Origin of the sequence: Streptomyces sp. NPDC028722, from assembly GCF_040637655.1 — a bacterium.
Classification (GTDB): Bacteria; Actinomycetota; Actinomycetes; order Streptomycetales; family Streptomycetaceae; genus Streptomyces.
The window spans coordinates 78,602-103,380 of the sequence record NZ_JBEZWU010000017.1 but is presented as its reverse complement, the minus strand read 5'-3'; the positions used below and the strand labels follow the sequence as shown (position 1 = coordinate 103,380).

General features: G+C 70.8%; 24 protein-coding genes. 20 read left to right on the top strand and 4 right to left on the bottom strand.

What is annotated here, in order from left to right:
- Positions 1 to 61 precede the first annotated feature (61 nt).
- Positions 62 to 814: a Clp protease N-terminal domain-containing protein gene (locus AB0F03_RS24525; RefSeq protein WP_361995556.1), complete on the top strand. Its 753-nt coding sequence runs from the start codon at positions 62 to 64 to the stop codon at positions 812 to 814.
- A gap of 80 nt (positions 815 to 894) precedes the next feature.
- Positions 895 to 2,595 (top strand): bifunctional 3'-5' exonuclease/DNA polymerase, encoded by a 1,701-nt coding sequence (locus tag AB0F03_RS24520; RefSeq protein WP_361995554.1) that lies wholly within the window; start codon positions 895 to 897, stop codon positions 2,593 to 2,595.
- Positions 2,596 to 2,619: 24 nt separating this feature from the next.
- Here AB0F03_RS24520 and AB0F03_RS24515 read toward each other — a convergent pair whose 3' ends face one another.
- Positions 2,620 to 6,150, bottom strand: coding sequence for a BTAD domain-containing putative transcriptional regulator (locus AB0F03_RS24515; RefSeq protein WP_361995552.1), 3,531 nt, complete (start codon positions 6,148 to 6,150; stop codon positions 2,620 to 2,622).
- Positions 6,151 to 7,740: 1,590 nt separating this feature from the next.
- Here AB0F03_RS24515 and AB0F03_RS24510 point away from each other — a divergent pair.
- From AB0F03_RS24510 to AB0F03_RS24495, 4 genes are all read left to right on the top strand, one after another.
- On the top strand, positions 7,741 to 8,118 hold the full coding sequence (locus tag AB0F03_RS24510) for a hypothetical protein (RefSeq protein WP_361995550.1): 378 nt from the start codon (positions 7,741 to 7,743) through the stop codon (positions 8,116 to 8,118).
- Positions 8,119 to 8,611: 493 nt separating this feature from the next.
- Positions 8,612 to 9,004 carry a type II toxin-antitoxin system RelE/ParE family toxin gene (locus AB0F03_RS24505; RefSeq protein ID WP_361995548.1) on the top strand — a complete coding sequence of 131 codons (393 nt, stop codon included), beginning with the start codon at positions 8,612 to 8,614 and terminating at the stop codon, positions 9,002 to 9,004.
- Between the two features lie 43 nt (positions 9,005 to 9,047).
- On the top strand, positions 9,048 to 9,419 hold the full coding sequence (locus AB0F03_RS24500) for a helix-turn-helix transcriptional regulator (protein WP_361995546.1): 372 nt from the start codon (positions 9,048 to 9,050) through the stop codon (positions 9,417 to 9,419).
- Positions 9,416 to 9,889, top strand: coding sequence for a hypothetical protein (locus AB0F03_RS24495; protein WP_361995544.1), 474 nt, complete (start codon positions 9,416 to 9,418; stop codon positions 9,887 to 9,889). Before AB0F03_RS24500 ends, AB0F03_RS24495 begins: the two co-directional genes overlap by 4 nt.
- A 327-nt stretch (positions 9,890 to 10,216) precedes the next feature.
- Here AB0F03_RS24495 and AB0F03_RS24490 read toward each other — a convergent pair whose 3' ends face one another.
- A complete protein-coding gene (locus tag AB0F03_RS24490) occupies positions 10,217 to 11,026 on the bottom strand; it encodes a protein phosphatase 2C domain-containing protein (RefSeq protein ID WP_361995542.1) in 810 nt (269 codons plus the stop codon).
- A gap of 2 nt (positions 11,027 to 11,028) precedes the next feature.
- Entirely contained in the window at positions 11,029 to 11,874 is an 846-nt protein-coding gene (locus AB0F03_RS24485) for a sigma-70 region 4 domain-containing protein (RefSeq protein ID WP_361995540.1), read from the bottom strand.
- 778 nt (positions 11,875 to 12,652) lie between these two features.
- Between AB0F03_RS24485 and AB0F03_RS24480 the strand changes: the two genes are divergently transcribed.
- The 10 genes from AB0F03_RS24480 to AB0F03_RS24435 all read left to right on the top strand — a co-directional run bounded on the left by AB0F03_RS24480 (position 12,653) and on the right by AB0F03_RS24435 (position 20,425).
- The gene (locus AB0F03_RS24480; RefSeq protein ID WP_361995538.1) at positions 12,653 to 12,922 is read left to right on the top strand and encodes a DUF6284 family protein; all 270 of its coding nucleotides are present in this window, start codon (positions 12,653 to 12,655) and stop codon (positions 12,920 to 12,922) included.
- Positions 12,919 to 13,365 carry a Pycsar system effector family protein gene (locus tag AB0F03_RS24475; RefSeq protein WP_361995536.1) on the top strand — a complete coding sequence of 149 codons (447 nt, stop codon included), beginning with the start codon at positions 12,919 to 12,921 and terminating at the stop codon, positions 13,363 to 13,365. Before AB0F03_RS24480 ends, AB0F03_RS24475 begins: the two co-directional genes overlap by 4 nt.
- Entirely contained in the window at positions 13,362 to 13,667 is a 306-nt protein-coding gene (locus tag AB0F03_RS24470; protein ID WP_361995534.1) for a DUF6303 family protein, read from the top strand. The genes AB0F03_RS24475 and AB0F03_RS24470 overlap by 4 nt, the downstream gene beginning before the upstream one ends.
- Positions 13,664 to 14,677 carry a DUF2637 domain-containing protein gene (locus AB0F03_RS24465; RefSeq protein WP_361995532.1) on the top strand — a complete coding sequence of 338 codons (1,014 nt, stop codon included), beginning with the start codon at positions 13,664 to 13,666 and terminating at the stop codon, positions 14,675 to 14,677. The genes AB0F03_RS24470 and AB0F03_RS24465 overlap by 4 nt, the downstream gene beginning before the upstream one ends.
- Positions 14,677 to 15,018, top strand: coding sequence for an RRQRL motif-containing zinc-binding protein (locus tag AB0F03_RS24460; protein WP_361995530.1), 342 nt, complete (start codon positions 14,677 to 14,679; stop codon positions 15,016 to 15,018). Before AB0F03_RS24465 ends, AB0F03_RS24460 begins: the two co-directional genes overlap by 1 nt.
- A gap of 28 nt (positions 15,019 to 15,046) precedes the next feature.
- Positions 15,047 to 15,349: a hypothetical protein gene (locus AB0F03_RS24455; RefSeq protein WP_361995528.1), complete on the top strand. Its 303-nt coding sequence runs from the start codon at positions 15,047 to 15,049 to the stop codon at positions 15,347 to 15,349.
- A gap of 71 nt (positions 15,350 to 15,420) precedes the next feature.
- Positions 15,421 to 17,001 carry a hypothetical protein gene (locus AB0F03_RS24450; RefSeq protein WP_361995526.1) on the top strand — a complete coding sequence of 527 codons (1,581 nt, stop codon included), beginning with the start codon at positions 15,421 to 15,423 and terminating at the stop codon, positions 16,999 to 17,001.
- Between the two features lies 1 nt (position 17,002).
- A complete protein-coding gene (locus AB0F03_RS24445; protein ID WP_361995524.1) occupies positions 17,003 to 19,105 on the top strand; it encodes a hypothetical protein in 2,103 nt (700 codons plus the stop codon).
- A 234-nt stretch (positions 19,106 to 19,339) separates the two neighbouring features.
- Positions 19,340 to 19,648 carry a hypothetical protein gene (locus AB0F03_RS24440; RefSeq protein WP_361995522.1) on the top strand — a complete coding sequence of 103 codons (309 nt, stop codon included), beginning with the start codon at positions 19,340 to 19,342 and terminating at the stop codon, positions 19,646 to 19,648.
- Positions 19,649 to 19,738: 90 nt separating this feature from the next.
- Entirely contained in the window at positions 19,739 to 20,425 is a 687-nt protein-coding gene (locus AB0F03_RS24435; RefSeq protein WP_361995520.1) for an SAM-dependent methyltransferase, read from the top strand.
- On the opposite strand, the gene AB0F03_RS24430 is transcribed toward AB0F03_RS24435, so the two are convergent.
- Positions 20,365 to 21,357: an HNH endonuclease signature motif containing protein gene (locus AB0F03_RS24430; protein ID WP_361995518.1), complete on the bottom strand. Its 993-nt coding sequence runs from the start codon at positions 21,355 to 21,357 to the stop codon at positions 20,365 to 20,367. The genes AB0F03_RS24435 and AB0F03_RS24430 overlap by 61 nt on opposite strands.
- Before the next feature lie 104 nt (positions 21,358 to 21,461).
- Here AB0F03_RS24430 and AB0F03_RS24425 point away from each other — a divergent pair, with 104 nt between their 5' ends.
- From AB0F03_RS24425 to AB0F03_RS24410, 4 genes are read left to right on the top strand one after another with little or no spacing between them, the layout of a single operon-like run.
- Positions 21,462 to 22,163 (top strand): SAM-dependent methyltransferase, encoded by a 702-nt coding sequence (locus tag AB0F03_RS24425; RefSeq protein WP_361995516.1) that lies wholly within the window; start codon positions 21,462 to 21,464, stop codon positions 22,161 to 22,163.
- Positions 22,160 to 23,074: a bifunctional DNA primase/polymerase gene (locus tag AB0F03_RS24420; RefSeq protein WP_361995514.1), complete on the top strand. Its 915-nt coding sequence runs from the start codon at positions 22,160 to 22,162 to the stop codon at positions 23,072 to 23,074. The genes AB0F03_RS24425 and AB0F03_RS24420 overlap by 4 nt, the downstream gene beginning before the upstream one ends.
- Positions 23,071 to 23,502 (top strand): hypothetical protein, encoded by a 432-nt coding sequence (locus AB0F03_RS24415; protein WP_361995512.1) that lies wholly within the window; start codon positions 23,071 to 23,073, stop codon positions 23,500 to 23,502. Before AB0F03_RS24420 ends, AB0F03_RS24415 begins: the two co-directional genes overlap by 4 nt.
- Entirely contained in the window at positions 23,499 to 24,743 is a 1,245-nt protein-coding gene (locus AB0F03_RS24410; protein ID WP_361995510.1) for a DUF3631 domain-containing protein, read from the top strand. Before AB0F03_RS24415 ends, AB0F03_RS24410 begins: the two co-directional genes overlap by 4 nt.
- Positions 24,744 to 24,779 lie beyond the last annotated feature (36 nt).

The window sequence follows — 24,779 nt, the reverse complement described above, 5'->3', positions numbered from 1 at the left end:
CGTCGCAGGTGACTGTCAACCATCCGTTGACAACTTCAGGGTGACAACCTACGGTTGACACATGGCGACCAACCCGAAGTTCACGGCATCCGTGCGCCTCGACGACCTCATCGAGGCCATCAAGAAGGTGCACACCGAGCCCCTCGACCAGCTCCAGGACGCGATGCTCGCCGCCGATCACCTCGGTGACGTGGCCGACCATCTGATCGGGCATTTCGTCGACCAGGCCCGCCGCTCCGGAGCGTCCTGGGCCGACATCGGCCAGAGCATGGGTGTGACCCGGCAGGCGGCACAGAAGCGGTTCGTGTCGAAGGAGTCCGCCACCCTCGACCTCAGCCAGGGCTTCAGCCGCTACACCCCGCGCGCGCGGAACGTCGTCATGGCCGCCCACAGCGAGGCGGTGGCCGCACGCAACGCCGAGGGCCGCCCCGAACACCTCGTCCTGGGGCTGCTCGCCGAGCCGGAAGGCCTGGGCGCGAAGGCGATCACCGCACAGGGCGTCCAGCTGGACTCCGTACGCCGGGCCGCGACCGCCGCGCTGCCGCCCGCCGCGGACGACGTCCCGGACCTGATCCCCTACGGCCCCGAGGCCAAGAAGGCCCTGGAACTCACCTTCCGTGAGGCGCTGCGGCTCGGCCACAACTACATCGGCACCGAACACATCCTGCTGGCACTGCTGGAGCAGGAGAACGGCCGGGGCGTTCTCAGCGGCCTCGGCATCACCAAGGCCGGGACCGAGGAGCACGTCGGCGAGGTGCTGGCCCTGCTGCTGGAGCAGCGGGAGGAGGAGGGGAAGGGCGAGCGGGAGGAGTAGGCGACGGATGCGGAGGGTGCCACGGAGGCTGAACCCGCAGCTCAGGGCCATTGTCAGACCCTCCTGCCAGACTCGCAGTCATGACCGACCGGTGGGCGCTCGCACCGGCCGAGGACGGTGGCGTGGACGTCGCCCCCCTCGGCCCGGACGGGCTGCCCGCCGGGCCGGTGCGGCGGGAGAGCGATCTCGCCGGGGCGGTGCGGAGCCGCCCGGAGGTGACGCGCTGGGTGTGGCGGTCGACCGCCGAGGTCTACCCGCGTCTGCTCGCCACGGGGGTGCGAGTGGAGCGGTGCTACGACGTCGAGGACGCCGAGACACTCCTGCTGGGCCACGAGGGCCGGTCCGGCGAGCCACGCTCGGCCGCCGCCGCCCTGGCCCGCCTCCGCGGCGGACCCGTACCGCCCGATCCGCCGCAGCGCGCGGCCGTACCGGGCGCCCAGTCCCCCCTGTTCGAGCCCGCCGGCACCCGCCTGCCCCTGCCGGACCTGCTCGCCGTCCACGCCGAGCAGCTGCGGCGGCACGGCAGGACGGCCCACCCCGACCGGATGCTGCTGCTGACCGCCGCGGAATCGGCCGGGATGCTGGTGGCCGCCGAGATGAACCACGCCGGTCTGCCCTGGAGCGCCGACGTCCACCGCGAACTGCTGCACTCCCTGCTCGGCGAGCGGTACGCGGGCGGCGGCGAGCCGCGCCGCCTCGCCGAACTCGCCGACGAGGTGTCCGCCGCCTTCGGCCGCCGGGTACGGCCGGACCTGCCCGCCGACGTGGTCAAGGCCTTCGCGCAGGCCGGGATCAAGGTGAGGTCCACCCGCCGCTGGGAGATCCGGTCCGTCGACCACCCGGCCGTCGACCCCCTGCTGGAGTACAAGAAGCTGTACCGCATCTGGGTGGCGCACGGCTGGTCCTGGCTCCAGGACTGGGTGCGCGACGGCCGCTTCCGCCCAGAGTTCCTCGCCGGCGGCACGGTCACCGGACGCTGGGTGACCAACGGCGGGGGTGCCCTCCAGATCCCCAAGGTGATCCGCCGGGCCGTGGTCGCCGACCCCGGCTGGCGGCTGGTGGTGGCCGACGCCGACCAGATGGAGCCGCGCGTGCTGGCCGCGATCTCCCGCGATCCCGGCCTGATGGAGGTGGCCGGCCGGGCGAGCGACCTCTACCAGGCCGTCTCCGACCGCGCCTTCTCCGGCGACCGGAACCAGGCCAAGCTCGCCGTCCTCGGCGCGGTCTACGGCCAGACCTCCGGTGACGGACTGAAGAACCTGGCCGCGCTGCGCCGCCGCTTCCCGAAGGCCGTCGCCTACGTCGACGACGCCGCCCGCGCGGGCGAGGAGGGCCGGCTGGTGCGCACCTGGCTGGGCCGCACCTGCCCGCCGGCCGCCGGGTCGGGCGAGGACGCGGCGGAGGAGGCGGGCATCCCGGCGGGCGAGGACGACACCGAGGCGCAGCCCGACGGCCGTACCGGCTGGGCTCCCGGCCACGCCTCCGGCAACTCCCGCGCGCGGGGCCGCTTCGCGCGCAACTTCGTCGTCCAGGGCAGCGCCGCCGACTGGGCCCTGCTGCTGCTCGCCGCGCTGCGCCGCGCCTGCGCGCCGCTCCGGGCCGAGCTGGTCTTCTTCCAGCACGACGAGGTGATCGTGCACTGCCCCGCCGAGGAGGCCGACACCGTCGTCCGGGCCATCCGCGACTCCGCCGACCTCGCCGGCCGGCTGACCTTCGGCGAGACACCGGTGCGATTCCCGTTCACGACGGCGGTGGTGGAGTGCTATGCCGACGCCAAGTGAAAGGGGCCACGGAGCGGGGGGCTGTCACCGCGGGGCGGGTGGCCCGTCGTTCAGCAGGGCCGTCAGTTCGGCCAGGACCGCATGCTCGTCCGTGCCGTCCAGCGCGTCGAGTGCCGCGCGCCAGGCATCGCACGCCTCCGGCCGCCGCCCTTCCCCGCACAGCAGCAGCCCGTGCTGGTGCAGAGCCAGGCCGCCCGTGTAGCGGTCGGCGCGCGCGTCGGCGCGGCGCAGCAGCTCGGCGCACTCACCGGCCGCCCGCCCGGTCTCCCCCAGCTGCCGCAGCGCCCGGACCAGACCGAGCCGGGTCTGCGACTCCCCGTGCCAGTCGCCGTGACCGCCCAGGATACGCAGGCTCTCCTCGAAGTGCCGGGCGGCGGCGGCCGGTTCACCGAGAGTGAGGTGGGCGTAGCCGATGTTGCAGTGCGCCGAGTGCTGCACGATGACCGCGCCGATCGCGTCCCCGATGGCCAGCGAGCGCCGGTGCTGCTCGATGGCGGCGCGCGGGTCGGTGTGCTCGTAGAGGTTGCCCAGGTGGCTGTGGGTGACGGCCTCGCCGTAGGAGTCGTTCAGCAGCCGGGAGTACCCGAGGCTCTGCCGCAGCGCCTCCCCCGACTCCTCGAACCGGCCGAGCCCCTCCAGCAGCAGTCCGCGGTTGTTGAGGCAGCGCCGGATGCGGGAGGCGGTGCCGAGCCGCCGCCAGATCTCCAGGGCCTGGTCGGTGAGAGTAAGGGCGTCGTTCTGCCGGCCGATCAGGAAGTGCAGGCCCGCGAGGTCGCCGAGCGCGTACGCCTCGGCCGCCGGGTCCGCGAGCCGCCGCGCGGCGGCGAGCGCTGCCCGCCCCAGCACCTCCATCTCGGCGACCCGGCCGCTGCGCTGCACATAGGGGAAGAGCAGCCGTACGAGCACCGAGAGCGCGGCGGCCGTGGGCGCATCCTGCGTTGCGGCGTTCCGCTCCACCAGCGCGACGACGTTCTCCAGCTCCATCTCGCCCCAGGCGTAGGCCTCTTCGGCCGACTCGAAGGACGCCAGGGCCGCCACGTCCGCCGCGTGCCCCACCGGCTGCGCACCGGTCGGCCGCCGCCGGTCGTCCTGGTCGAGCCCCGGTTCCACGACGGCCGTCAGCACCCGCTCCGCCACGGCGGCGTACCACCGCAGTGCGGTGCGATCGGGACCGGCGGCGTCCTGAGGGGCGGCCCCGGCGAGCGCGGGGCGCGTACTGGCGCGCGGCCCGGCGGCGGGGACGCCTGGGCCGGCCCGGCCGGGGGCGGGTCGGGCCGGAGCCGGTCGGCCTGGACCGGGGGCCGTTCCCCCGTCGGTACCCGCGCCGCCGGTGCCGGCCGTATCCACAGGGGCCGCCATGTCGGCCGGGTCGGCCGGGTCGCGCACGGAGTCCTCGGACACCTCGGCACCTGCGGCGGCCGTATCGGGGGCGGAGTCCTCGGGCACGTCGGCAGCCGCGGCCGGGGCGGGATTCTCGGCCGCGTCCGGAGTCCCGGCAGGGCGAGCGGCCGGGGGCGGGGCGAGGCCGGCGGGTGTGGCCGCGTCGGCCAGTTCGCGGGCGAAGTCGCGGACCAGGTCGTGGGGGGTGTAGCGACCGTACGCCGTCTCCTCCAGGAGGGCGACGTCGACCAGGCGGTCCAGGGCCGCCTCGGCGCGGCGCTCGTCGGTACCGGTCAGACGGGCGACGAGCGGGGCGCCGTAGGTGGGCAGGTCGAGGGCACCGATGTGGCGCAGGGCGAGGGCCGCGTCCCGGTCGGCCTCGCGCTCGGCGGCGGCGAGCGCGTCGTGGGCGACGGCCAGGGAGCGCCGGACGCTCAGGTCGTCGTACTCCAGATGGTGCAATCGCCCGCCCGTGTCGGCCAGTTGGCTCGCCAGGACGTCGGGGGTGAGGGCGCGCCGGGCGGCGAGCCGGGCCGCGACCACGCGCAGCGCCAGCGGTAGCCGGCCGGTCAGTTCGACCAGGGCGTGCCCGGCGTCCAGCCCCTCCCGTCCGCTCACGGCGCGCAGCAGGGCCGCGCTGTCCTCGCCGGTCAGCGGGGTGAGCGGGAAGCGCCGGGCGCCGTCGAGCGCGGTCAGCGGCGAGCGGCTGGTGACGATCACCGCGCAGCCGGACCCGGCCGGGAGGAGGGGCCGGACCTGGGCCGCGTTGGCCGCGTCGTCCAGTACCAGCAGGAGGTGCGCCGGCGCGAGCAGCGAGCGGAGCAGGGCGGCTGCGGCGTCCGGGTGTTCGGGGATGTTCCGCGACTCAGCACCGAGGTCCCGCAGCAGCGCCGCGAGCGCCTGCGCGGTGGTCAACGGGGCCACCCCGGGGGTGGCGCCGTGCAGATTGACGTAGAGCTGACCGTCGGCGAAACGTTCCCTCAGCTCGTGGGCGACATGCAGCGCCAGCGCGCTCTTGCCGACGCCCGCCATACCGCTGATCACGGCGACGGCGGGTGCCGGGGCGGGCGGCTCGGTCAGCGCGTGGCGCAACGCGCGGCACACGTCGGCACGCCCGGTGAAATGCGCCGGAGGGGCCGGGAGCTGCGCCGGACGCGGGGTCTGCCGCGCATCCGGCTGGTCACCGTCGCACGGTGCGGCGGAAGCCGAAGGGGCCGCCTCCCCCTTGCCGACGGCGCTCACCCGGCCGTCTTCGCCCGGCCGGCGCCCGTCACCACCGTTCGGGCCGGGACCGCCGTGCTCGCCGTCCTGTCGCCGCCGCCCCTCGTCGCTTCCCCGCAGCACCTCGACATGCGCCTCGCGGACCGCCTGACCGGGTTCGATCCCGAGTTCCTCCACCAGGCGGGCGCGCAGGTCACGGTGGACGGCGAGGGCCTCCGCCTGCCGGCCGGTGCGGTGCAGGGCGAGCATCAGCTGACGGTGGTAGGCCTCGCGCAGCGGATGCTCCGCGACCAGGGCCGCCAACTCCGGCACGAGGGCCGCCAACCGCGTCCCGCCGACGGTGAGTTCGGCGTCGTACCGCCACTCCAGCAGGAACAGCCGGGCTTCTTCGAGGCGCTGCACGAGGGCGTAGCCGCCGAGGTCGGCGGGGAGTCCGCTGAGCGGCGTGCCGCGCCACAGCGCGAGCCCGGTGGTGCAGGCGCGGACGACGTCCGGCCAGTCACACCGGGCGTGCGCGGCCCGTGCCTCGGCGACCAGGGCGTCGAAGACGTGTACGTCCAGCTCGCCGTGATCGACCCGCAGCAGGTACCCCGGTGGTACGGCCCTGAGCCGCTCGGGGTCGTCCAGGAGGCGGCGCAGCCGGGTGACGTGGTTGTGCAGGGAGGCCTTCGCGGAGACGGGCGGCGCGCCGCCCCACAGCGCGTCCTTCAGCGACTGGACCGAGACGACCCGCCCGGGCTCCAGCAGCAACGCGGCGAGCAGGGCGCGGACTTTGGGACTGCCGATGGCGCGGACACCGTGGTCGGCGTCGTCGGGGAACGCCGGGTGCGCGGGCGCGTCCGCCGGGCCGGATTCCCGGAACCCCGAGGAGGCGGCGTCCGGCATCCCGTCCGGCGGCCGGTCGTAGAGGACCGGCGGCCCCAGCAGCCCGAAGCGCAGCTCGCACCGCCGCATCACGCCGCTTCACTGCCTTTCCGCGCGGTCGGGGCCGACCGTGCACCGCGGCGGACGTGTGCCCGCCGTTGTCTGGCGAATTTCCGCCCTGTCCACAACGGTTTCCCGCCGCCTTCCGTCCGCCGGTCCGGTTCCGGAACGCCCGTGGATGCGGGCCGCGTCCGTTGCCGCCGGGCGGCTTCCGGCCAGTTGGCTCGCCAACCCCCGACGAACCGTTGGCCACATGTTAGCGATCCGTTGGCGAATCCTGATGTGATCATTCCATCGGGTCCGGCCCGACGGCGCGCGCGTATGTCGCGTAACTCGGGGGAGTGTCGCCGCAGGCCGGGTCCGGGGACGAACAGGGCCCCGGCCGTCGGAGGTGAACGACCGGGGCCCCGTCCCGCCCTCTTCTTCCCCCCGGCCCGGTCCGCTTCCTGGTACCCGGTAACGGCTCCCGGCACCGGTGCCGGCGCGAATCACCGACGGGGCCCCGAGCCGACCGAGCCGCCACACGGCCCGCCGACGCCTCGCCCGCCACCCACCGGCCGGCCGGCCGGCCGCGCAATGCCTCCACGAGCACAAGCACGAGCCGACCGGACCGCAGTGCACCGCACCGGGCCCGGCCGTGCCCCCGTCGCACCGGCGCACGAGAAAACCCCAGCCCGGACATGATCCGAGCTGGGGTTCCAGTGGAGCCGCTTTCGGGATTCGAACCCGAGACCTACGCATTACGAGTTGTCCGATTTTGATCCGACGGAGTCCGTCGGTGTCCGTGAAACCGGCATCGTTTCTGGTCACCAGGGATGTCGGACTTCAGCGGACGATAACGAGCGCTCGTGGAACGAGCGGCGATCGAGACCCCAACTGAGACCGTCCCGACCTTCGGGCTCGGGGAATCGCGTGCACCTGATGAACGGGAGACCAAGTGTCATCATCGGCGAATGGAGTACTTCACTCTCACCGCGAAGCCAGCCGGCCATGCCCCCGCCACCATCGAAGCCGCCCTACGTCGAGCCTGGAACGCGTGCGCCGAGGCGGCTTGCTCTAAGTGTGGCGTCCCCCCTTGGCAGTACTGCCGCAACCGAACCGGCGGGACCTGGTACGTGACCCGGTTCCACCGACCCCGGCAGGATGCGGCAGGTGCACCCGGATTGCTGGCCCCGGTAGACATCAATGGTCTGAGCTGGGCGAAGGGTACAGGCCGATTCGTGTGGGATGACCGGCGCGTTCCCGCAGCGTGACTGGCCGCCTGATCCAGCGGCAAGCCCCGCTAGGTGCTCGACCGCGGACTGATGCTCCTGCGCGGGACGGTCCTGGCGCCCCCCAAACGGCAAGCAGCTTTACAGGGGGCTCAACTTTCTCTGAACTGCACCATCCCGTGAATCATCTACTGCCTGGGGGCGTCTGGGGGAAGGGGGAGCAGAGACAGGGAAGAAGTCCGGCGGGCGCGTGAGTTCACCCCCGCTCCACTCAGAGCCGGGAGTGAGCCCGAAGCCTATGGTGAGCACCGTCACACATGCGATCATCGTAGACACTGTCAGACGCATGGGGGGCGACATGAATGCCAAGTTGGCTCTCAGTCCTGCCGTTGGGATAGCAAGTAGTCTCGTGGCAGTCCTGCTGCTGGCGGGTTGCGCCGGGTCGAAGCAGGACGGCGATCAGTCGGTACCCAGACCATCACCATCCTCAGAGAGCAGGACAGCGCCACCGAGTGATGCAGCATCAGCACTACCCATCGACGCCGATCAGGTGCTGTGCAGTGACTGGAACACCTCCCTGAGCGACACACGGAGGTCTCAGGTTGCGACGGATCTATTGGTGGCCAGGCGCCGCGAAGACGGCATCGATGCGGAGCCTAAGCAAGCCCTCCTTGAGCGCATGACCACTGAGGTCACGGATGCCTGCGAACAGTTGCCGACGACCCTGGTCCGGGCGATTGCCCGGTTCCGCTATGCCGCCAGCAAAGACCTGTACGGGTTCCAGTGACTCGTAGGCGTCGAGCCGGCGGGGCGGCCCGCCATCTGAGACAGGTTTGAGTCCCATCCTTATCAGTGATCATGCAGTGCCTTCGGGGTTGCTTCATCCACTGGGTGCCTCGATCCGCGGTCGGCCGCTGCCCCTAGCTGACCGCCGCCGTTCACTGCTGCTGGGATCAGGCGTTGGTGTCAGCCTCAACCGGTGCCCTTGGCAGATGTCAGATCTCTGGGCTGAGGCGTAGCTCTACCAGCGTCACGCCCAATCGGATCACCTAGGTCGGCCTGAACAGCTGTCGTTGCGATGGCCGTCTGCCGTCGCCGACCGTCCACGGACGGCCCAGCCAATCGCACGGAGATCGCGCCAGGTGCTCGCATGCGCCCCCGGCTGGTGCCCTCGTGGCAGAGGCGCCCAGAACCTAGCTCTGCGCATAAGTATCACCTTCTGTTATGCCACCAACGCGCGCGGTAGGGTCGACGCCGCGCTAGGCATGGGAGGGGGGCTGATGGCCAAGAGGTGGGAGTTCTATCAGTCATCGTTGGACGCCGAGGTGGTCCAGAAGGAGATCACTAAGTGCCGCTTGAAGCGGGATGAGCTGGTCCGCCTACAGAAGATCATGGAGCGCACAGCCAGAGACGAGCTGCTGCCCAAAGATCGGAAGCCGCTCGGGGAGGGCCTGTGGGAGCTGCGACTCAACTGTGGTGAGCGCATCTTCCGGCTGTTCTACAGCGAGGTTGAAGGGGCAGGTCCCCTACTGCTCGCGCTCAAGTTCGTCAACAAGAAGTCGACGCAGGGCGTGAAAACCGACCCAGGCGATATTGAGACCGCGCGCAAACGGCTGTCTGAGTGGCAAACCAGGCAAAGCGGTGACGGCACTGCCACTGAGGCGTTGAAGTGATATCGGTCCTGAGCGATACTCGGCTCCAGGGGAAGGAGTGACTATGGACGAGCACCTGGCAGGGCTGCTTGGCCTCGACCTCAACGATGCACAGACGAGCGCTGCCGCCACTGACACTGACGCGGTCATGATGCTCGTAGAGACCCTGGTCAGGCATCGCAAGGCCTGTCGGATCACTCAGAAGCAGGTCGCGCAAGCAATGGAAACAACCCAGTCCGCCGTTTCCGACTTCGAGCGGCTGGGGGGGGACCCGCGGCTGTCCACGATCATGCGCTACGCCAGAGCGGTGGGGATGGCTGTTGCAACCAAGGCACACGTCGTTGACGAGCCAGTAGTGAGCACGCACTCCTGGGAACCATTGGCGCACAGTGCAGAGCCCGTTCCGGTGGCACGCAGGCAGCGTGGTGCCGCATGAGCGCAAGCCCGGCGCGTCAGGTCTCCTCGCTCGAGGAGCTACAACAGCTCGCTGAGCTTCTCGACATCGTGTATTACGAGGTGAGTGGGCGCAGGTCTGACGGCTTTGACCAGCTGAACGACGATGCTGAGGATGAGGTTGGCGGCGACCACGCAGACATCCAGCTCATGCAGCGGATGGAGGGAAACCGCTTGGCAGTCCGGACACGTGCCTTGGTTGTGACGTCGGAGGGGCGTTTGGTCGCCGACGTGGCTGCCGTCTTCCGCACACCGGAACCTGTCAGTATCCCAGCAGCCATTGCGAAGCGCTTTGCGGCAGTGATCGCGACACCTGTAACGCGGCCCTACCTGCGGGAAGCAATCCATCAGGCTGCCGTCAAGCTGGGCATCGCTGCCCCACTTCTCTCCGTGCTGGACCTTGAAGAGGTTGGTCTCTTGCCAGCAGTTGGTGAGGGTAAGCCTCTGCCTTGAGGCGTCCGATCCCACGCGGTTAGCCGTCTCGTCCGCCGTCGACGCACACACCGTTGAGCGGACATGGTTCGTGTGTCTCTGTGGAGCGTGCCACTGTACGAACAACCTGAACGCCAAGGGTCGCGCCTGTTCGGCTCTGCCTGGGTCGATGGCGTACGGGATGGGAGGCAGCCGAGAGGGACCCACGAGTGGGACTGGCGCTCCCTTCACCCCGGTATCAGCTGATATTCGTGCCCGTATCCCCGCCCTGCGTGTGAATCAGTATGGCCAACGCCGGGCGGGCTCAATGAGACGGAGCACGGCGCATGGTTCCTCACCGACCTGCCACTATGACCACTGGCAGAAGGCGACGGAAGCGTCGTCGCCCGGCTTGTAGCGAGGCCACCGACGGCCGGTCGGGTCGGTAGCTTCGACCTTCCGAACGTGGTGGATCAGCTCTCGCGGGCCGCCGGTCCGGAGCGTCGTGAAGACTTCGTGCCACGTGGCCATGCCGTACTCCGTGACGAGACGTGACGCGCCATCGGAGACCACCGCCGCGGCGCGTACTTCCTTGGTGGGGGTGCTGCCTACAAGTGCGTGATCTGCCGCTTCTGGACCAGCCGCCGCCACCCAGTAGCCGGTCGACGTGTTGCGGGTCTGTCGCTGAGCGGTCACGAATCGCCGCAAAGCCTCTTTGTGGTCCGCTGTGTGGGTTTCGTACTGCTCGACTTCGGCCCTCAGCTCGGGAAGCACCTCGTCCACCCGAAGATCAGTGACCACGGTGAACGCCTCGTGCCCTTCGAGGATGACCGGGGAGTCCGCCAACACCAGGTGGTCGAGGAACCCTCCCCGCTCTCGGACGACCGCGACGGTTGCCGACGGCGTTCCCGGGTTGCTCAGGTCGCATTCGGGATGCAGCGCCGCCACCCGTTCGAGCGCATCCGCCAAGCCGGCCGTAAGCGCGGTCTCCGGGTCTGCCAGTGCGGCGACAAGCTGAGTGCCGAGGTGAGCCACGTACCAGGGGACTCCATGACGGCACCCCGTGTCCAAGCCCGCGGTGCTGAGTCCGTCGAGCACGACGGCTAGAGTCGGTGTGCCAGCCACCCAATCTTCGTTCGGGGCGGCTCCACCGGGTTGGGTGTCAATGGCTACGCGCATGCTCAGCCTTCGTGTCGGTACAGCGGGGTGACGCGTCGACTCTCCAGTACTTCGAGCGTCTGCGGGTCGTAACGGCACGAAATCAGAGTCGAGAAGCGACGGGTGCGGACCTCTCGGTACAGCTCTGCCAGGTTGTTCTCAAGGTAGTGGACGACGCCGCTCGCCCCGATGGCGTGGATACCTGCGATGTAGAGGAACGTCCCCTTGCCGTCCAGGCGGGGGAGCCGCCCGAGATAACCGACATCACCAGCCGTCCCGTCTTCATCGAGGGGTGACCGGTACTCCTTCCCGGCAACCTGATCAACCACGTGCCACGCGGTGTCCTTCTGAAACCGCAGGTTGTCGTCCCCCTCCAGTACTTGCGCCACGATCGGAGACCGGCGAGGGCCGCAGATGACGACGTGGTTGTTCCGGTTGAGGTTGACGATCCCCGCCGGCGGAATCACTTCGTACTGCGCATCGAGCTTCATTCCGGTCACCAGCTTGCGCAGGTGCTCGAAGTTGTTGAGGTCTTCCCGGGTGACCACTTCGCTGGGGTTCTGCTCGGGACCCTTGCCTGCCTCATACATGCCGGCCACGGAGACCGTGACCAGGTCCGTACCGAAGAACGCCCGCTCCGGCGGGGGGCCGGCGGAGGCGAGCTGGCCCACCCGTCCTCGGCTGACTCCTAGGCGCGTCGCGATCTCGGCTTGGGTCATGCCCGCCGCCTGCGCTTCTTCGATCGCCTCGCGCCGGATGCGGGACAGCTCATTGACCCGGCTCTGATACCGCGCCATCAGGTCGATCGTCGCTTTGGCACGGTCAACGGGGTCCTTGATCCCAGAAACCTGCTCCATGTCGTCGTGCACGAGTCTCCCATCGCTGCCTAGGGGGGCTTTCAAAGCTTATCGCGAGGCGGGGTTGCACACAGCCCGGGTGTTGCCTACGGTACCTATCAGACGGACGGCAAGCCCCCCTAGGCAATGTGGGGCAGCTGAAACGCGACTGCTTGACCTGCACTGAAGCGCCTGGAGGAAAGCCCCACAGGGGTGAGTACGAAGTGAGCGCTAGCGCCTTGAGAACTCAACAGTGTGCAGTTGACGGGGCATGAGCCCTGTCCCCGCAACGGCCCGGGTGACGGCCGACGGCGGCCACTTTGAGCAGGAGAACCCGTCCTGCTCGCGTACCGGCTCTGGAGAACACCCTTCGGGATCATCCCTTCCTCACGGAAGGTCAGCTCCTCGGGTGCCACCCGTTGCGCGCCGCCCTGCTGGCGTCAGAGCAGTGAACGATGACGCACCCGATTTTCCCGGCTCGGGACCGATGCGCTGTGGCAACAGCGGATCGGTGAAGCCGTGTTCCTGCGATCTGCGGGAGGTCGGTGTGAGCCGACGACATACCAGGGCGCCGCCGGATGGACCGGACGGTGGTCGCCGCAGCATTTGTTCTGGTCCTTCCTGGCTTCGCAGCGCTGCCGCTGCGACCGGCTGCCTCTCTCACCCGTATCCGGCCCGCTTCATGCAGGCAGCCGGAGACGGGTGGGAGCGCGGGGAGTCGGAGACGCCCGACCCAACGGCGAGCGGCTCCCGGGGTGCCTCCCGGGAGCCGCGTTAGGGCCGTTCCGCCTGCAAGGGAGAACACGACCCAATGAGCCACATCGTCACTGTTCAGGACGCTGTTACCGCGTTCGCCGACTTCATGGAGCCGACGGACGCGGAGCTGGACGCGATCGAGGAGGAGATGCCGGCGATCCTCGCGGGCATCGAACTGCTCGACGCACAGATCACTCACCTGGACCGCACGCCGAACGAGCTGGACGCCCGCCGCGTCCGCCGGGCCCAGCACCGCGTGCTCTCCGTCCGCCGGGACCTGGCCAACCACGTGGCCGGCGCGAACCTGGCGGGGGATGCCGCGTGAGCGCCCCCGACGCGAACCTGGCCGCCGCGCACGCCGAGGTGAAAGCGGAGATCGCGCGGACGGACACCAAAACCGGGCTGCTGCTGGCCTTCGTCGGCGCGGTACTCGCCGGCGCGTGGTCGGTCGGCCGTGACCTGCCGCTGAACCCGCCCGCCGTCGTCTCGGGAGCTCTAGGGCTGGTCCTGCTGGTCGGCGCGGCCGGTCTGCTGCTGTGCTCGGTCCGCCCGAACCTGGGCGGCCGGCACGGTTTCCCGCTGTGGGCCACCCTCACCGCGGAGGAGATCACCGCCACCGTCTCCCGGGACCGGGCCGCTGACATCGCCGGCCTGTCCCGCCTCGCGGTCACCAAGTACACGGGCCTGCGCCGCGCGGTCGACCTGACCCTGACCGGTGGCGTCCTGCTCGTCCTGGCGGCCCTGCTCGCCCTCGGGGGTGCGGCATGAGTAGCGAGCAGGACGAGCCGCGGGAGTTCACGGCGCAGATGTCGGTCCGGCGGGGCCGCTGGCGTTTGTACGTGGTGTTGCTGAACACGACCGAGCAGTGGCCACAGCACGACTTCGGTGGCGCGTGGCCGGTGCCCACGTTCACGGAACGCACGCAGGCGCTCAACGCGCTGGGGTTCGAGCCGGTACCGGAAGCTAAGTGGACGTGGACGGAGGACACCGAGACGCACGGTGACCCGTCGTCCGCCGTGCTGCTGATCGCCGCGGCCCGGGTGCGTTCACGGGCGGGGGTGGGCGCGTGAACGCCGTTCATGTCCGTTCAGCCGAGCGTGCGCTGTCGGCCGGTACCTGGCTCATCGTGGCCGGCGCCATGCTCTATTCGATCCTCACCGTCACCCCCCTCGCCGCAGCCCACACCCCGCAGAAGTGGGGGTGGACGGCGCCGATCCTGCCACTGGTGGTGGACGCCGCGGTGGTCATCGTGGTCCGCCTGGACGCCGTCCTCGCCCGGCTCGGGGGGCACGGTGGCCGGTGGCCCATCGCGCTGCGGTGGATGACCGGCGGCATGACCCTCGCGCTCAACGTCGCCGACTCCGCGCTGCACAACGACCCCGTCGGGGTCGCCGTGCACGCGGTCGCGCCGCTCCTGCTCATCGTCACCGCGGAGACCGGGCTCGCCTACCGGCGCGCGATCACCGCCGCCGTGCTGGCGCTGGAGGCCACGCAGAAGGCCGAGCGGGAGGCGCGGGAGCAAGCCGCGGCCGAGCGGCGGGAAGCGGCGGACCGCCGGGCGCGTGAGGAGCGTGAGCACGCCGCGCAGTTGCTGCGTGAACAGCGTGAACATGAGGCCAGGCTCGCCCGCGAGCAGGCCGAACGTGAGGAAGCGGCCCGTCGTGCCGAGCGCGCGGAACGGCAAGCGCGGGAGCAGGCCGAGCGGGAGGCCCGTGAACGTCGTGAGCGTGAGCGTGAACAGCAGCAGCGCGAGCGTGAGCGCCTTGAACGCGAGGCGGCTAAGCGCCGTGAGCGGGAGCGGCTGGAGCGTGAGCAGGAAGCGCGTCGGCAGCAGCAGGAGCGGGCCGAGCGTGAACGCCGTGAACGCGTCGCGTTGCTGTCCGGTGGGCCGGTGAGCGAGAAGCTCGCCGAGGGCCGGGCCCGTGCGGTGGTGCACGCGGCGTTCGGTGAGGGCCTGCCCGTGCGGGCGGCCGCGGAGTTGTGCGGCTGGTCGGTCGGTTGGGTGTCCGCCCGCTACGCCGAACACCGCGACCCGGCCGCCGGCGCGGACGGGGCTGAGCTGGCCATCGCGAGCACCTGATGGCCACCCTCCCCACCTATCGGTGGCGCCTCGCGCCTGACGGTCTGGCTACCCGCCGCCAGCTGCGCGCCCTCGGGTTGCGGCCGGGCGGGCAGGACGTGGCGGCCCAGTTGGAGCGTCCGCGGCGCCGCCGCGGCCCGCTGGTCGCCTACCTGTACGAGGTGGACAAGGCCAAGCCGGTCCGGCCGATGACGCCCGCAAAGTGGGCGGCCTTGGCCAAGGCCAACACCGCCCGGCGCATCTGCCCGGAGTGCGGCCGGGATGCCGGCTACGTCATCCCCGCTGAGCTGGGGATGTGCACCCCCTGCTTCGACCCCGCCGAGGAACAGCGCGCCGCCTGACCACCCGACCCGAACCGAGGAGTCGAGAGTGAACCTCACACGTCAGCGCGTCGTCACCACGGGCGCCGTCGCCTTCAGCACGGTTCTGGCCCTGGCGATCGGGGTGCGGCTCTCCGGCTACGGCGTGCCTCTCACGCTGCTGCTGGCCTGCTGCCTGGCCTGCCTGGCCACGTTCTCCGGCCTGTTCTTCCGCCTGATCAGTGCCTGGGCGACGACCACCCACCGCTGCCCGCGGCCCGGCTGCGACTTCCGCGTGAGCCTCACCCCCACGGATAGCGCACAGGACCGGCGCTGGCAGGAGATCGCCGCACGCCACCCGCACCACACCTGATCCGGCAGGCCCGGCCATGCGCCTCCACAGCTCTGGCCGGGCCCTACTCCGCAAAGAGGAGTGCTCACAGCATGACGGAACTCAGCACTGAGCCGGTAGCCGTCGATCCGGCCCCGCCCCCACTGCCCTCCACCGTCCCCGCACCGAACGAGAAGACGCCGGCCCCGGCCGCGGCGGAGGTCGAGCACACGCCCGGTGGCTGGCCGGTCGTCCCCCTCGCCCTGTCGGGTGCGAACGGCACCGTGGGCATGGTCGCCACCGCGGCCCTGGCCGGCGGCCCCATCGCCGCCATGGTCGCCGCGACCGGCGCCGTCGTCCTCGGCACCGTGGCCGCCACCCGCAACTACAAGGCCAACCCGCGTAAGGAAGCCCGCCGGGCCGCCGCGCGCGCAGCCGGCCGGACCGCCGCCGCCCGCACCACCGGCCTGCGCCACGGCGGCACGTCCGTTGGCGCCGGTCGTGCCGGTGGCCGGTCGGGCAACGTGCCCGGCCAGCACCGCCGCGGAACCGGCGCCGCTAGCAAGAGCAACGCCAGCACCACGGCCGGTCCAGGCGGGAAGGCCCGCGGCAAGACCACTCCCGGCGCGCCCAAACGCGCGGCCGCCACCGTTGCGGGGAAGGCCGCAGGCCGGGTCGGGCAGGTCAAGGCCCTGCGGTCGGCTCAGCACGCGGCGGCCGGCTCCCGGGCCGGGCAGCGGGCGCAGACCACCGCCGCCCGCCGCGCGGTCGCCGACGCTCGCCGCAACGCCAAGGCCAGGCCCACTGCCGGCGGGGGCTCCCGGCCCGTCAACCGCGCCGGACACCGGGGCGGTCCGGCGGGCCGGATGCTCGGCAGTAGCAGGCAGAAGGCGCGGACCGCCCGGGACGCGGCGGTCGCCAAGCTGCGTGCCAAGCGCGACGCCGCCACGGCCGGCACGGTCGCCGCCAAGCGCGCGGCGGTCCGTAAGGCCCCCGCCCGCAAGGCTGCCCGGCACGCGCTGGTCAGGTCCGCGGCCCGCTTCCACGGTCGCCGGCTGCTGGCCGCGCTGCTCGCCGCGCCCCTGGGGTTGCTCGGGCTGGTCACCACCCCGCTCGGGCGCAAGCTCGGCATCCCGTGGCTGATGTACCCCGGCCGCCGCCTGTACGCCCGGATGGTCCGCGCGGCCACCGCCGAGCGCGCCGAACGGGACGCGGCCATCCGCAAGGAGCTGGCCGAGAAGGAAGCCGCCGCCGACGCCGAAGCCGCCGAAGACGCGGACGGCATCACGGACGGCGTCGAGCGGCCCGCCGGTCAGACCCCCACCACCGACACCACCGAAGGAGAGCACGTGTCCGGTTTCCGGTTCGAAGAGGCCGCCGCCGAGATGGAACAGGCCGCCAACTCCTACGACCCCGAGAACGCCATGGAGATCCTCGCCATGGTCGAGGGCCTCCCCGCCGCCCTCACCTCGGTGGCGAACGTCATGAAGATCCTCGCCGAACGCTCCGACTCCGAATTCCCGCTGGAGAAGGAAGTCGCGGACGGCTTCAACGACATCTTCGGCGCCCTGATGAGCGCCGTCGCCGTCGCCGAGGACATGGGCGCCCTCTTCCGCCAGGCCCACGAGCAGGACATCGCCCGCCACGAGGACCCCCGCAACGGTCCCGAAGCCGAGAAGGGCTGGAACGTCTGACATGACCAGCACCGCCACCGCCAAGAAGCAGCAGGTGAGCAGTGGCCCGGTGCTGGACTGGAGCGCCGGTCACGGACCCGTGACCGGCGCCCTGTCCGCGACCACCGGAGCCTTCGCCCTCGCCACAACCGGCGCCGCCACATCCATGCCCCCGGGTTGGGCGCTGGCCGTCGGTGCGGCCGGCGCCCTCGGACACACCATCGTCGGGCTGCGGGTGCGCAACGCCGGCCGCACCCTGGCCACCCGCGCCGCGTCCTGGCTCGTCGGCGCCGGCTGGACCACCTGGGCCATGACCACCGGCCCCCTCACCTGGGCCGCCCTCGGATCGTTGGCCACCCTCGGGGTAGGCATCGGCGCCGCCGCCCGGTCAACCGCCCTGTTCGAGGAAGCGCGGGAGGAGGAAGCCCTCGCCGCGGAACAGCGGCAGATCGCGCGGGAGCTGTCTGCGGACCGGCGGGCCATCGCCGCGGAGTGGGTGGATCGGATCCAGCGGGTCTGCTCGATCACCGTGCGCGTGGTCGGTGTCGAGCAATGGGCCACCGGCGCCGGGTACTCCATCGACGCCGAACTCCCGCCCGGCGGCGCCACCTGGAACAAGATCGCCGCCGAAGCCCCCCGCCTGTCCGCGGACGCGCAGTTGCCGCACGGCTGCACCGCCACCGCCTCCCCCGGCATCCACCAGGGCCGCGTCATCATCGACGTCAGCACCGTCAACGTGCTGGAACAGGAACGCACCTACCCGGCCAACTACGGGCCGCTGTCGGTGCACACCGGCATCCCCTGGGGATACCGCACCAACGCCGAGGAGATCCTCGTCTACCTGCGTGAGCAGTGCGCGCTCATCGTCGGACCCACCGGATCGGGCAAGACGAACATGGTCCACTCGATCCTGGCCGGGTTCTCCCGGGCTGACGACATGCTCACGTGGGTGATCGACCTGAACGCCGGCAGCGCCGGACTGCCCTGGGTCCTGCCGGCACTGAACGGTGAGGTGAAGTCCGCGGACGGCAAGCCGGTCCGCCCGGGTATCGACTGGCTCGCCGGGACGTTCGATGAGGCGATGACGATGCTGGACACCGCCGTGCGGGTGGCCAAGCACCGCAAGATGGGCTATCAGGACGTACTCGCCCGCGCGAACACCGATCTGCTGCCGATCAGCGCGAAGATCCCGCAGATCATGCTGGTCATCGATGAGGGCGCGGAGATCCTGGCCAGCCCCGACCGGCAGGTCCGCAAGCTCGGGGACAAGATCCTGGAGGTCATCCGGATCGCCCGCGCCATGGGCATCCGCACCGTCCTGACCGCTCTCGGGGCGACCGGGAGCGTGCTCAGCAACCTCATGATCCGGCGGGAAGCCAAGGTCCGTGTCGCCCTGACCGGTGGTGAGACCGAGGGCATGGACCTGTCCAAGATGTTCCCCGGCTCCCGCGGACTGCGCGTCGACCAGGCCCCCTACAAGGGCGCCGGATTCATGGGCACCCCCGAATCCCCGGCTGCACTGTTCAAAGCCTGGCGGATCCTCCCGAACCAGATCCGGGAGATCATCGCCGCCACCTCCGACCGGCATCCCACCCTCGACGCCGTGTCCGCCAAGGCCGCCGGGCCCGCCTACGCCCGACGCTGGGACGCCGAGCGCACCGCATGGATGCGCGACCACACCAACGACGACAAGAGCACCGCCGGCACGGCCGGTGCAGGGCTGAACCTGTCCGCTCTGAGCAACCAGGAGCAGGACCATGTCTCGCCGGAAGACGAGATGCTGCGGCAGTTCCGGGCGCAGATCGACGCCGAGTTCGGCACCGCACATGAACCGCAGTCCCCGGTGAACGGCGGGCCGCCAGCCGTGGGCGGGCTGAATCTGTCCGCGCTGCGGGGTGAGCAGGAGAGTCCCGCACAACAGGCTGCGCTCGCCGCGCTGCTCGCCGCCGGCCCCGATGGCACCGGGGCGTCTGCGATCGCCCGCGCGCTCTCTGAGCAGTACGGCACGACTCGTCAGACGGTCGTCGGCTGGCTGAAAACGTGGATGCAGGACGGCACCGCCGTCCGCGTCGGAGACGGCACCAAAGCCCGATACGTCCACCGCTCCCACGTATCCGACGACTGATCACTTATCGCTTGCGGCCCCCTCCCATGCACATGCCGCCTACCGGGGCGACGGGTCCCGGAAACGGCTTGTGACCTGGGAGACGACAAGCGACAAGACAAGACAAGCGACAAGCCAGACGACAAGCCGCACGACAAGAGAGATGACAAGCAACGCGACAAGCACACCACCCCCCCGCACGGGCCCGCGTCACCTGTTGGCGCGGACCCGCGCCACACCCCGAGGGAGCCTGAAATGAGCCAGCACACCCCGCCCGGCCACATGGCCCCGCACATCCCCGCCGACGCCTACCAGCGCGCGCAGGCCACCGGCCAGCCGGTCGTGTTCGTCCTCAACGACACCCCGGCCGGCATCCCGTGGCAGCGGCTGCTCATCCCGTTCGCGATCGCCGGCGCCGCCGCACTCGGAACCTGGGGTGTCGTCGCCGCCCTGTGCGTCCTGATGGACGCCGCCGCCCACACCGCCACCACCATCGCCGGCGCCGCCGGCCCCATCGGCGCCGGCGGCATCACCCTCAAACTCGCCCGCTCCAAGAACGCCTAGCTATGCCAAGGGCGGCCCCCTCGTCTCGCCAAAGCCGCGGGGCCGCCCTTGTCCACCTGCCACCAACTGACCTGTTGGAGGTCTCCCAGGATGACGCAACCCACCCGTATCCGGCGAGTGCCCGGCCGACGGCCCCGCTTACTGGATCTGTTCTGCTGCCAGGGCGGTGCTGCCAAGGGCTACACCGATGCCGGCTTCGACGTGACCGGCATCGACATCGCCCCGCAACCCCGCTACCCGTTCCGGTTCGTGCAGGCGGACGCGATCGCGTTCGTCCTGGACCACGGGGCGGAGTTCGACTTCATCCACGCCTCGCCGCCGTGCCAGCACGACACCGAATGCCAGCGCATTCAGAACAACACCCACCCTGACCTCATCGGACCCACGCGCGCGGCGCTGGAGATGACGGGGCGGCCGTGGGTGATGGAGAACGTCCGGGGCGCCGTGCCCAAGCTGCACGCCCCGGTGATGCTGTGCGGGCAGATGTTCCGCCTGGCCAACTACCGCCACCGCTACTTCGAGACCGGCGGCGGCTTCCACCTCGACCAGCCGGGCCACCCCGCGCACCTGGTGCCTCAGGCCAAGATGGGCCGCCCCGTCCCGGCCGGGCACTACGGGCAGTTCGTCGGCAACTTTTCCGGCGTGCCCCTGGCCCGTGAGGTGCTGGGGGTTCCGTGGATGAACCGCGACGGCATCCGCGAGTGCATCCCGCCCGCTTATACCAGGTGGCTCGGTAGCGCGTGGCTAGCCTGCGGAGCAGACGGGCTGGCGGCCTGACCGTGCGCGCGGTGCAGTTCCCAGTGTGTTCTTAGCCAGGGGCGGTGCTGGGGCCGGAGCTGAACGGTCGGCCGAGTGCCGTGCATCTGGGCATACAGCGGGTACTCCGCTAGCTGTCCTGCCACGTCCAACGTCATCTCGTCTGGGCGCACGGTGATCAGCCCGAGATCGAACAGACGGTGAATGTCCCGACGTAGCAACAAGCCGCCGCTGGTGTGATGTTCGCCTGTCGCGGCATAACTGTACAGGTGTGCCGCTTCCAGTGCCGCCGCTGGGGCGGGGCCGGTGAATGCGCAGCTCTCGCCCTGTGCTTTCAGCAGCCGCAAGCGGAAGGCCGTCTGTCCGACCCGTGCGCGCACACTGACCCGCTTGTGACCCCCGGCGATTGCTCGCTGGGCGCTGTCAGCGATGTCGACCGTGGTCGGGATCCCCGTGGCGGTAATGGCGTCACGGAGCCTCTCCCATCGCATCGAGCGGATGCTGTGCTGCGTCCTGGGCTTGTCGCACAGGGACCTAAGTTCGTCGCCCGACAGGACGCCGGGCATGTCGACCCAGGCCGCCCCGTGGCGCGACCTGTAGGTAACGACGGGCTTGGTACCCGATACGGGCGCATCGAATCGGTGCCCGCACTTCAAGCAGGCGTACTTGGGCGACACAGTCTTTCGCGGCTGGAAGTCGGACTTCCCGCAGGCCGGGTTCGGGCAGGCGTAAACGTCCTTGACACCTTCACCGGTGTCAATGGCCTCGATAACTGAGATGCCCAGCAGGCACTTCTTGTCCCAGACGGCTATCACATCGCCCGCAGCCGGTCGTCCGTGGTTAGGGACAGCACTGTCCCAGCTGTAGTGCTCGGACGGCAGGTCGTCGTAGCCGCCATTTCCTCCGTGCCTGCGGTTGTCGCCAGCGGCCATCACGAGCCAGGCAGTAGCCAACTCTCCCCCTCATCCCCAAATCCCCCCAGGGCGGCCCGCGTCTCGCCAAAGCCACGGCCGCCCTGGTCCTCCCGCCTCTACACAGAAGCAAGGAGACCATCAGCATGACCGAAACCACCGGCTTTTCGCGAGGCCGGGACCGACTCCGCGTCCTGGACACGTTCTGCTGCGCCGGCGGCATGGCCATGGGATTCCACCGGGCCGGGTTCGACGTCGTGGGCGTCGACATCGTCCCGCAGCCGGACTACCCCTTCACCTTCATCCAAGGTGACGCCGTCGACTACATCCGCGAGTACGGCGCGGGCTTCGATCTCATCCACGCCTCGCCGCCCTGCCAGGCATGGACCCCGCTCAACGCCTACAACCACAAGACCTACCCCGAACTCATCGCCCCCGCCCGCCAGGCGATCCAGACCACGGGCCGCCCCTACGTCATCGAGAACGTGGAGGCCGCACGTGGCGAACTGCTGGACCCGCTCATGCTATGCGGCCCCATGTTCGGCCTCCGCCTCTACCGCCACCGTCTGTTCGAGACGGGCGGCTTCACCCTGTCGCCACCGCCGCACCCCGCCCACCGACAAAGGTGCACCCGCAACGGGTACCTGCCCACACCGCAGCAACCGTTCATGACCATCACCGGCGGACGCCACTCGAAGGCTTGGCAGCGTGCAGCGGCAGGGACCATGGGCACCCCGTGGATCACCACGATCAAGGGAGTCTGCGAGGCCATTCCCCCGGCCTACGCCGAATGGATCGGCCGTGCCTTCCTCGGGGTCCTCGCCTCTGGGCTGAAGGCCGCGGCATGAGCGGCCTCCTGACCGCCAATTTGGCCTGCCTTCCCCTGCTCGCCTCCGCCCTGTCCTCGGCCGAGCGCGGCTGGCCCGTCATCCCCCTGCACCCGCGCGCCAAGTACCCCGCAGGGCACCCTGAACGGGACTGCCCCCGAGCGGGGCGGTGTGCGGGCGGGCACCGCAAGCCCGAGCAGCGCGCCACCACCAACCCCGACCTCATCCACGCCACCTGGGCCGCCCGCCCGTACAACGTCGGGATCGCGACCGGCCCGGCCCGACTGCTGGTCGTCGACCTGGACGTGCGCAAGCCCGAAGAACCAGCAGGAGCGCCTGACGGCGCCACTTCCTTGCAAGCGCTCTGCGAGCACGCCCGGCAGGCTGTCCCCGCGACCTACCGGGTGCGGACCGCACGCGGCGGGGAACATCTGTACTTCACCGCCCCCGCCGGAGTGCGGTTGAAGTGCAGCGTTGACCGTCTTGGACCGCACATCGACACCCGCGCGTGGGGTGGCTACGTCGTCGCCCCCGGCAGCACCACGCCCGACGGCGCCTACGAGGTGACCGACGATGCCCCCGTGGCGCCGTTGCCCGGCTGGCTGGCCGAACTGCTCACTGAGCCGGACCGGCCCGCCGTCGTGGACTTGGCGCCGCTGCGGGACGGGACCCGGGCCGCTCGCACGGCGCTGGAGCGGGAGTGTGCGGTCATAGCTGCCACGACCGACGGCGGGCGCAACAATGCCCTGCACAGGAGCGCCTGCAAGGTCGCCCGGTTCGTCGCGTGGGGCGACCTCCCCCGGGACGTGGCGGAGCAGGCAATCCAGGGGGCGGGGGAGTCGACCGGACTGCCGCCGGCCGAGTGCCGCACCACCATCCGCAGCGCCATGGACTGGGTCATCGCACACGCCACACCGCGGGTAGCCGCATGACCGGCCCCGACTCCCCCCGCCTGGATTGCCTCACCGGCACCCCCGACCAGCCGCCGGCCGCTCCCCCGCGTGCGGACGCGACGGCCGTGGGCGAGCCAAAAGGCGCCGCCCGTAAGGGCGTCGTCACTGCTCTTCCTCGCTCCGATCGACTTCCAACCGGCGGTGCACGGCCCGGCGCCGACCCGACGCCCAACACCCCCGGCATCCGCGTCTTCGCCCCGCCGGTCTACCGCCACCACTACGACGGCGCCCGTTGGTCCACCCGGCCCGGTGCCCTGCCCACCGCCGCCTACGCCTGCCACTGCGGACTGACCAGCACCGCCACCGGCCCCGAGAACGTGGCCGCGCTGGCCACCGAGTACGACGCCCACCGATCCGCCTGCACGGGAGCTCCCGCCGCAACCCCCGAAGGGAAGGCCGCCGCATGACCGCCATCGACGGCGCCGCACTGCTCAACGAGGTGGAAGCCTTCCACCGCCGCTTCAACGTCTTCCCCACCGAACACGCCTACGTCGCCGTCACCCTGTGGGACGCACACGCCCACCTCATCGACGCACTGGACGGCACCGCCCGCATCGCCTTCCTGAGCCCGGAACCCGGCTCCGGGAAGTCCCGCGCACTGGAGATCATCGAAACCCTCACCCCGCGCTCCGCGACCACCGTCAACGCCTCCGCCAACGCCCTGTTCCGGCTGGTAGCGGCAGACGCGGGAACACCGACGCTGCTGTTCGACGAGATCGACACCGTCTTCGGCCCCAAGGCCGGCGGGAACGAAGAGGTCCGCGGGTTCCTCAACTCCGGCTACCGGCGCGGCGCCAAGTCCCTGCGCTGCGTCGGAGAGGGCTCCGAGCAGAAGGCAGGCTTCTTCCCCTCGTTCTGCGCGGTCGCCATGGCCGGACTCGGTTCGCTCCCGGACACGATCCTGACCAGGTCGGTCATCATCCGCATGCGGAAAAAGGCGCCCAACGAGAAGTGCGAGCCCTACCGGCGCCGCATCCACGAGAAGCAGGGCCACGTGCTGCGGGACCGGCTCGCCGAGTGGACCGCCACCATCCACGACGAGATCGCGCAGGCCTGGCCGGAGATGCCCGAGGGCGTCACCGACCGCCCCGCGGACGTGTGGGAGCCGCTGCTCGCGGTCGCGGACGCGGCCGGCGGACGCTGGCCCGAGCGGGCCCGCGCCGCATGCGTCGCCCTGATCAAGGCCGCGTCCGAGGGCGACCAAGCCTCCCTGGGCGTCAAGCTGCTCACCGACCTGCGGGACCGCGTGTTCTGCGGCGTGGACCGCATGCCCACGGCCGCCATCCTGGAAGTCCTCCTCCAGCTCGATGACGCACCCTGGTCCGACATGAGCGAGGACGGACAGAACACCAAGCCGCTCACCGCCCGCGCACTGTCCAAGCTCCTGAGCCAGTACGTGCGCCCCGACAACACCCCGATCAAGCCCCGCGGTATCCGGGTCGGCAGCACCACGCCGAAGGGCTATTACGCGGAGGACCTCAGCGACGCCTGGGCCCGCTACTGCCCCCCGGACCCCGGAGAATCCGCAACATCCGCCACAGCCGCAACACCGCAGGTCAACGAGGGTGAATCTGTGGCGGAAGACGCTTTTGAGAACCGCCACATGCTCGCGGAAACCGACACACGCCAACTCCGCATCGCCGGCTGACCACCCGCACCCGACAGGGGCCGCCACGCGCACCAC

Excerpts from the sequence above, each read along its gene's own strand:
- AB0F03_RS24525 (WP_361995556.1), top strand. The coding sequence starts at position 62 with ATGGCGACCAACCCGAAGTTCACGGCATCCGTGCGCCTCGACGACCTC.
- AB0F03_RS24420 (WP_361995514.1), top strand. The coding sequence starts at position 22,160 with ATGAGCGGCCTCCTGACCGCCAATTTGGCCTGCCTTCCCCTGCTCGCC.
- AB0F03_RS24410 (WP_361995510.1), top strand. The coding sequence starts at position 23,499 with ATGACCGCCATCGACGGCGCCGCACTGCTCAACGAGGTGGAAGCCTTC.
- AB0F03_RS24495 (WP_361995544.1), top strand. The coding sequence starts at position 9,416 with ATGAGCGCAAGCCCGGCGCGTCAGGTCTCCTCGCTCGAGGAGCTACAA.
- AB0F03_RS24500 (WP_361995546.1), top strand. The coding sequence starts at position 9,048 with ATGGACGAGCACCTGGCAGGGCTGCTTGGCCTCGACCTCAACGATGCA.
- AB0F03_RS24445 (WP_361995524.1), top strand. The coding sequence starts at position 17,003 with ATGACCAGCACCGCCACCGCCAAGAAGCAGCAGGTGAGCAGTGGCCCG.
- AB0F03_RS24425 (WP_361995516.1), top strand. The coding sequence starts at position 21,462 with ATGACCGAAACCACCGGCTTTTCGCGAGGCCGGGACCGACTCCGCGTC.
- AB0F03_RS24435 (WP_361995520.1), top strand. The coding sequence starts at position 19,739 with ATGACGCAACCCACCCGTATCCGGCGAGTGCCCGGCCGACGGCCCCGC.
- AB0F03_RS24490 (WP_361995542.1), bottom strand. The coding sequence starts at position 11,026 with ATGCGCGTAGCCATTGACACCCAACCCGGTGGAGCCGCCCCGAACGAA.
- AB0F03_RS24440 (WP_361995522.1), top strand. The coding sequence starts at position 19,340 with ATGAGCCAGCACACCCCGCCCGGCCACATGGCCCCGCACATCCCCGCC.
- AB0F03_RS24460 (WP_361995530.1), top strand. The coding sequence starts at position 14,677 with ATGGCCACCCTCCCCACCTATCGGTGGCGCCTCGCGCCTGACGGTCTG.
- AB0F03_RS24515 (WP_361995552.1), bottom strand. The coding sequence starts at position 6,150 with ATGCGGCGGTGCGAGCTGCGCTTCGGGCTGCTGGGGCCGCCGGTCCTC.
- AB0F03_RS24505 (WP_361995548.1), top strand. The coding sequence starts at position 8,612 with ATGGCCAAGAGGTGGGAGTTCTATCAGTCATCGTTGGACGCCGAGGTG.
- AB0F03_RS24450 (WP_361995526.1), top strand. The coding sequence starts at position 15,421 with ATGACGGAACTCAGCACTGAGCCGGTAGCCGTCGATCCGGCCCCGCCC.
- AB0F03_RS24480 (WP_361995538.1), top strand. The coding sequence starts at position 12,653 with ATGAGCCACATCGTCACTGTTCAGGACGCTGTTACCGCGTTCGCCGAC.
- AB0F03_RS24470 (WP_361995534.1), top strand. The coding sequence starts at position 13,362 with ATGAGTAGCGAGCAGGACGAGCCGCGGGAGTTCACGGCGCAGATGTCG.
- AB0F03_RS24520 (WP_361995554.1), top strand. The coding sequence starts at position 895 with ATGACCGACCGGTGGGCGCTCGCACCGGCCGAGGACGGTGGCGTGGAC.
- AB0F03_RS24415 (WP_361995512.1), top strand. The coding sequence starts at position 23,071 with ATGACCGGCCCCGACTCCCCCCGCCTGGATTGCCTCACCGGCACCCCC.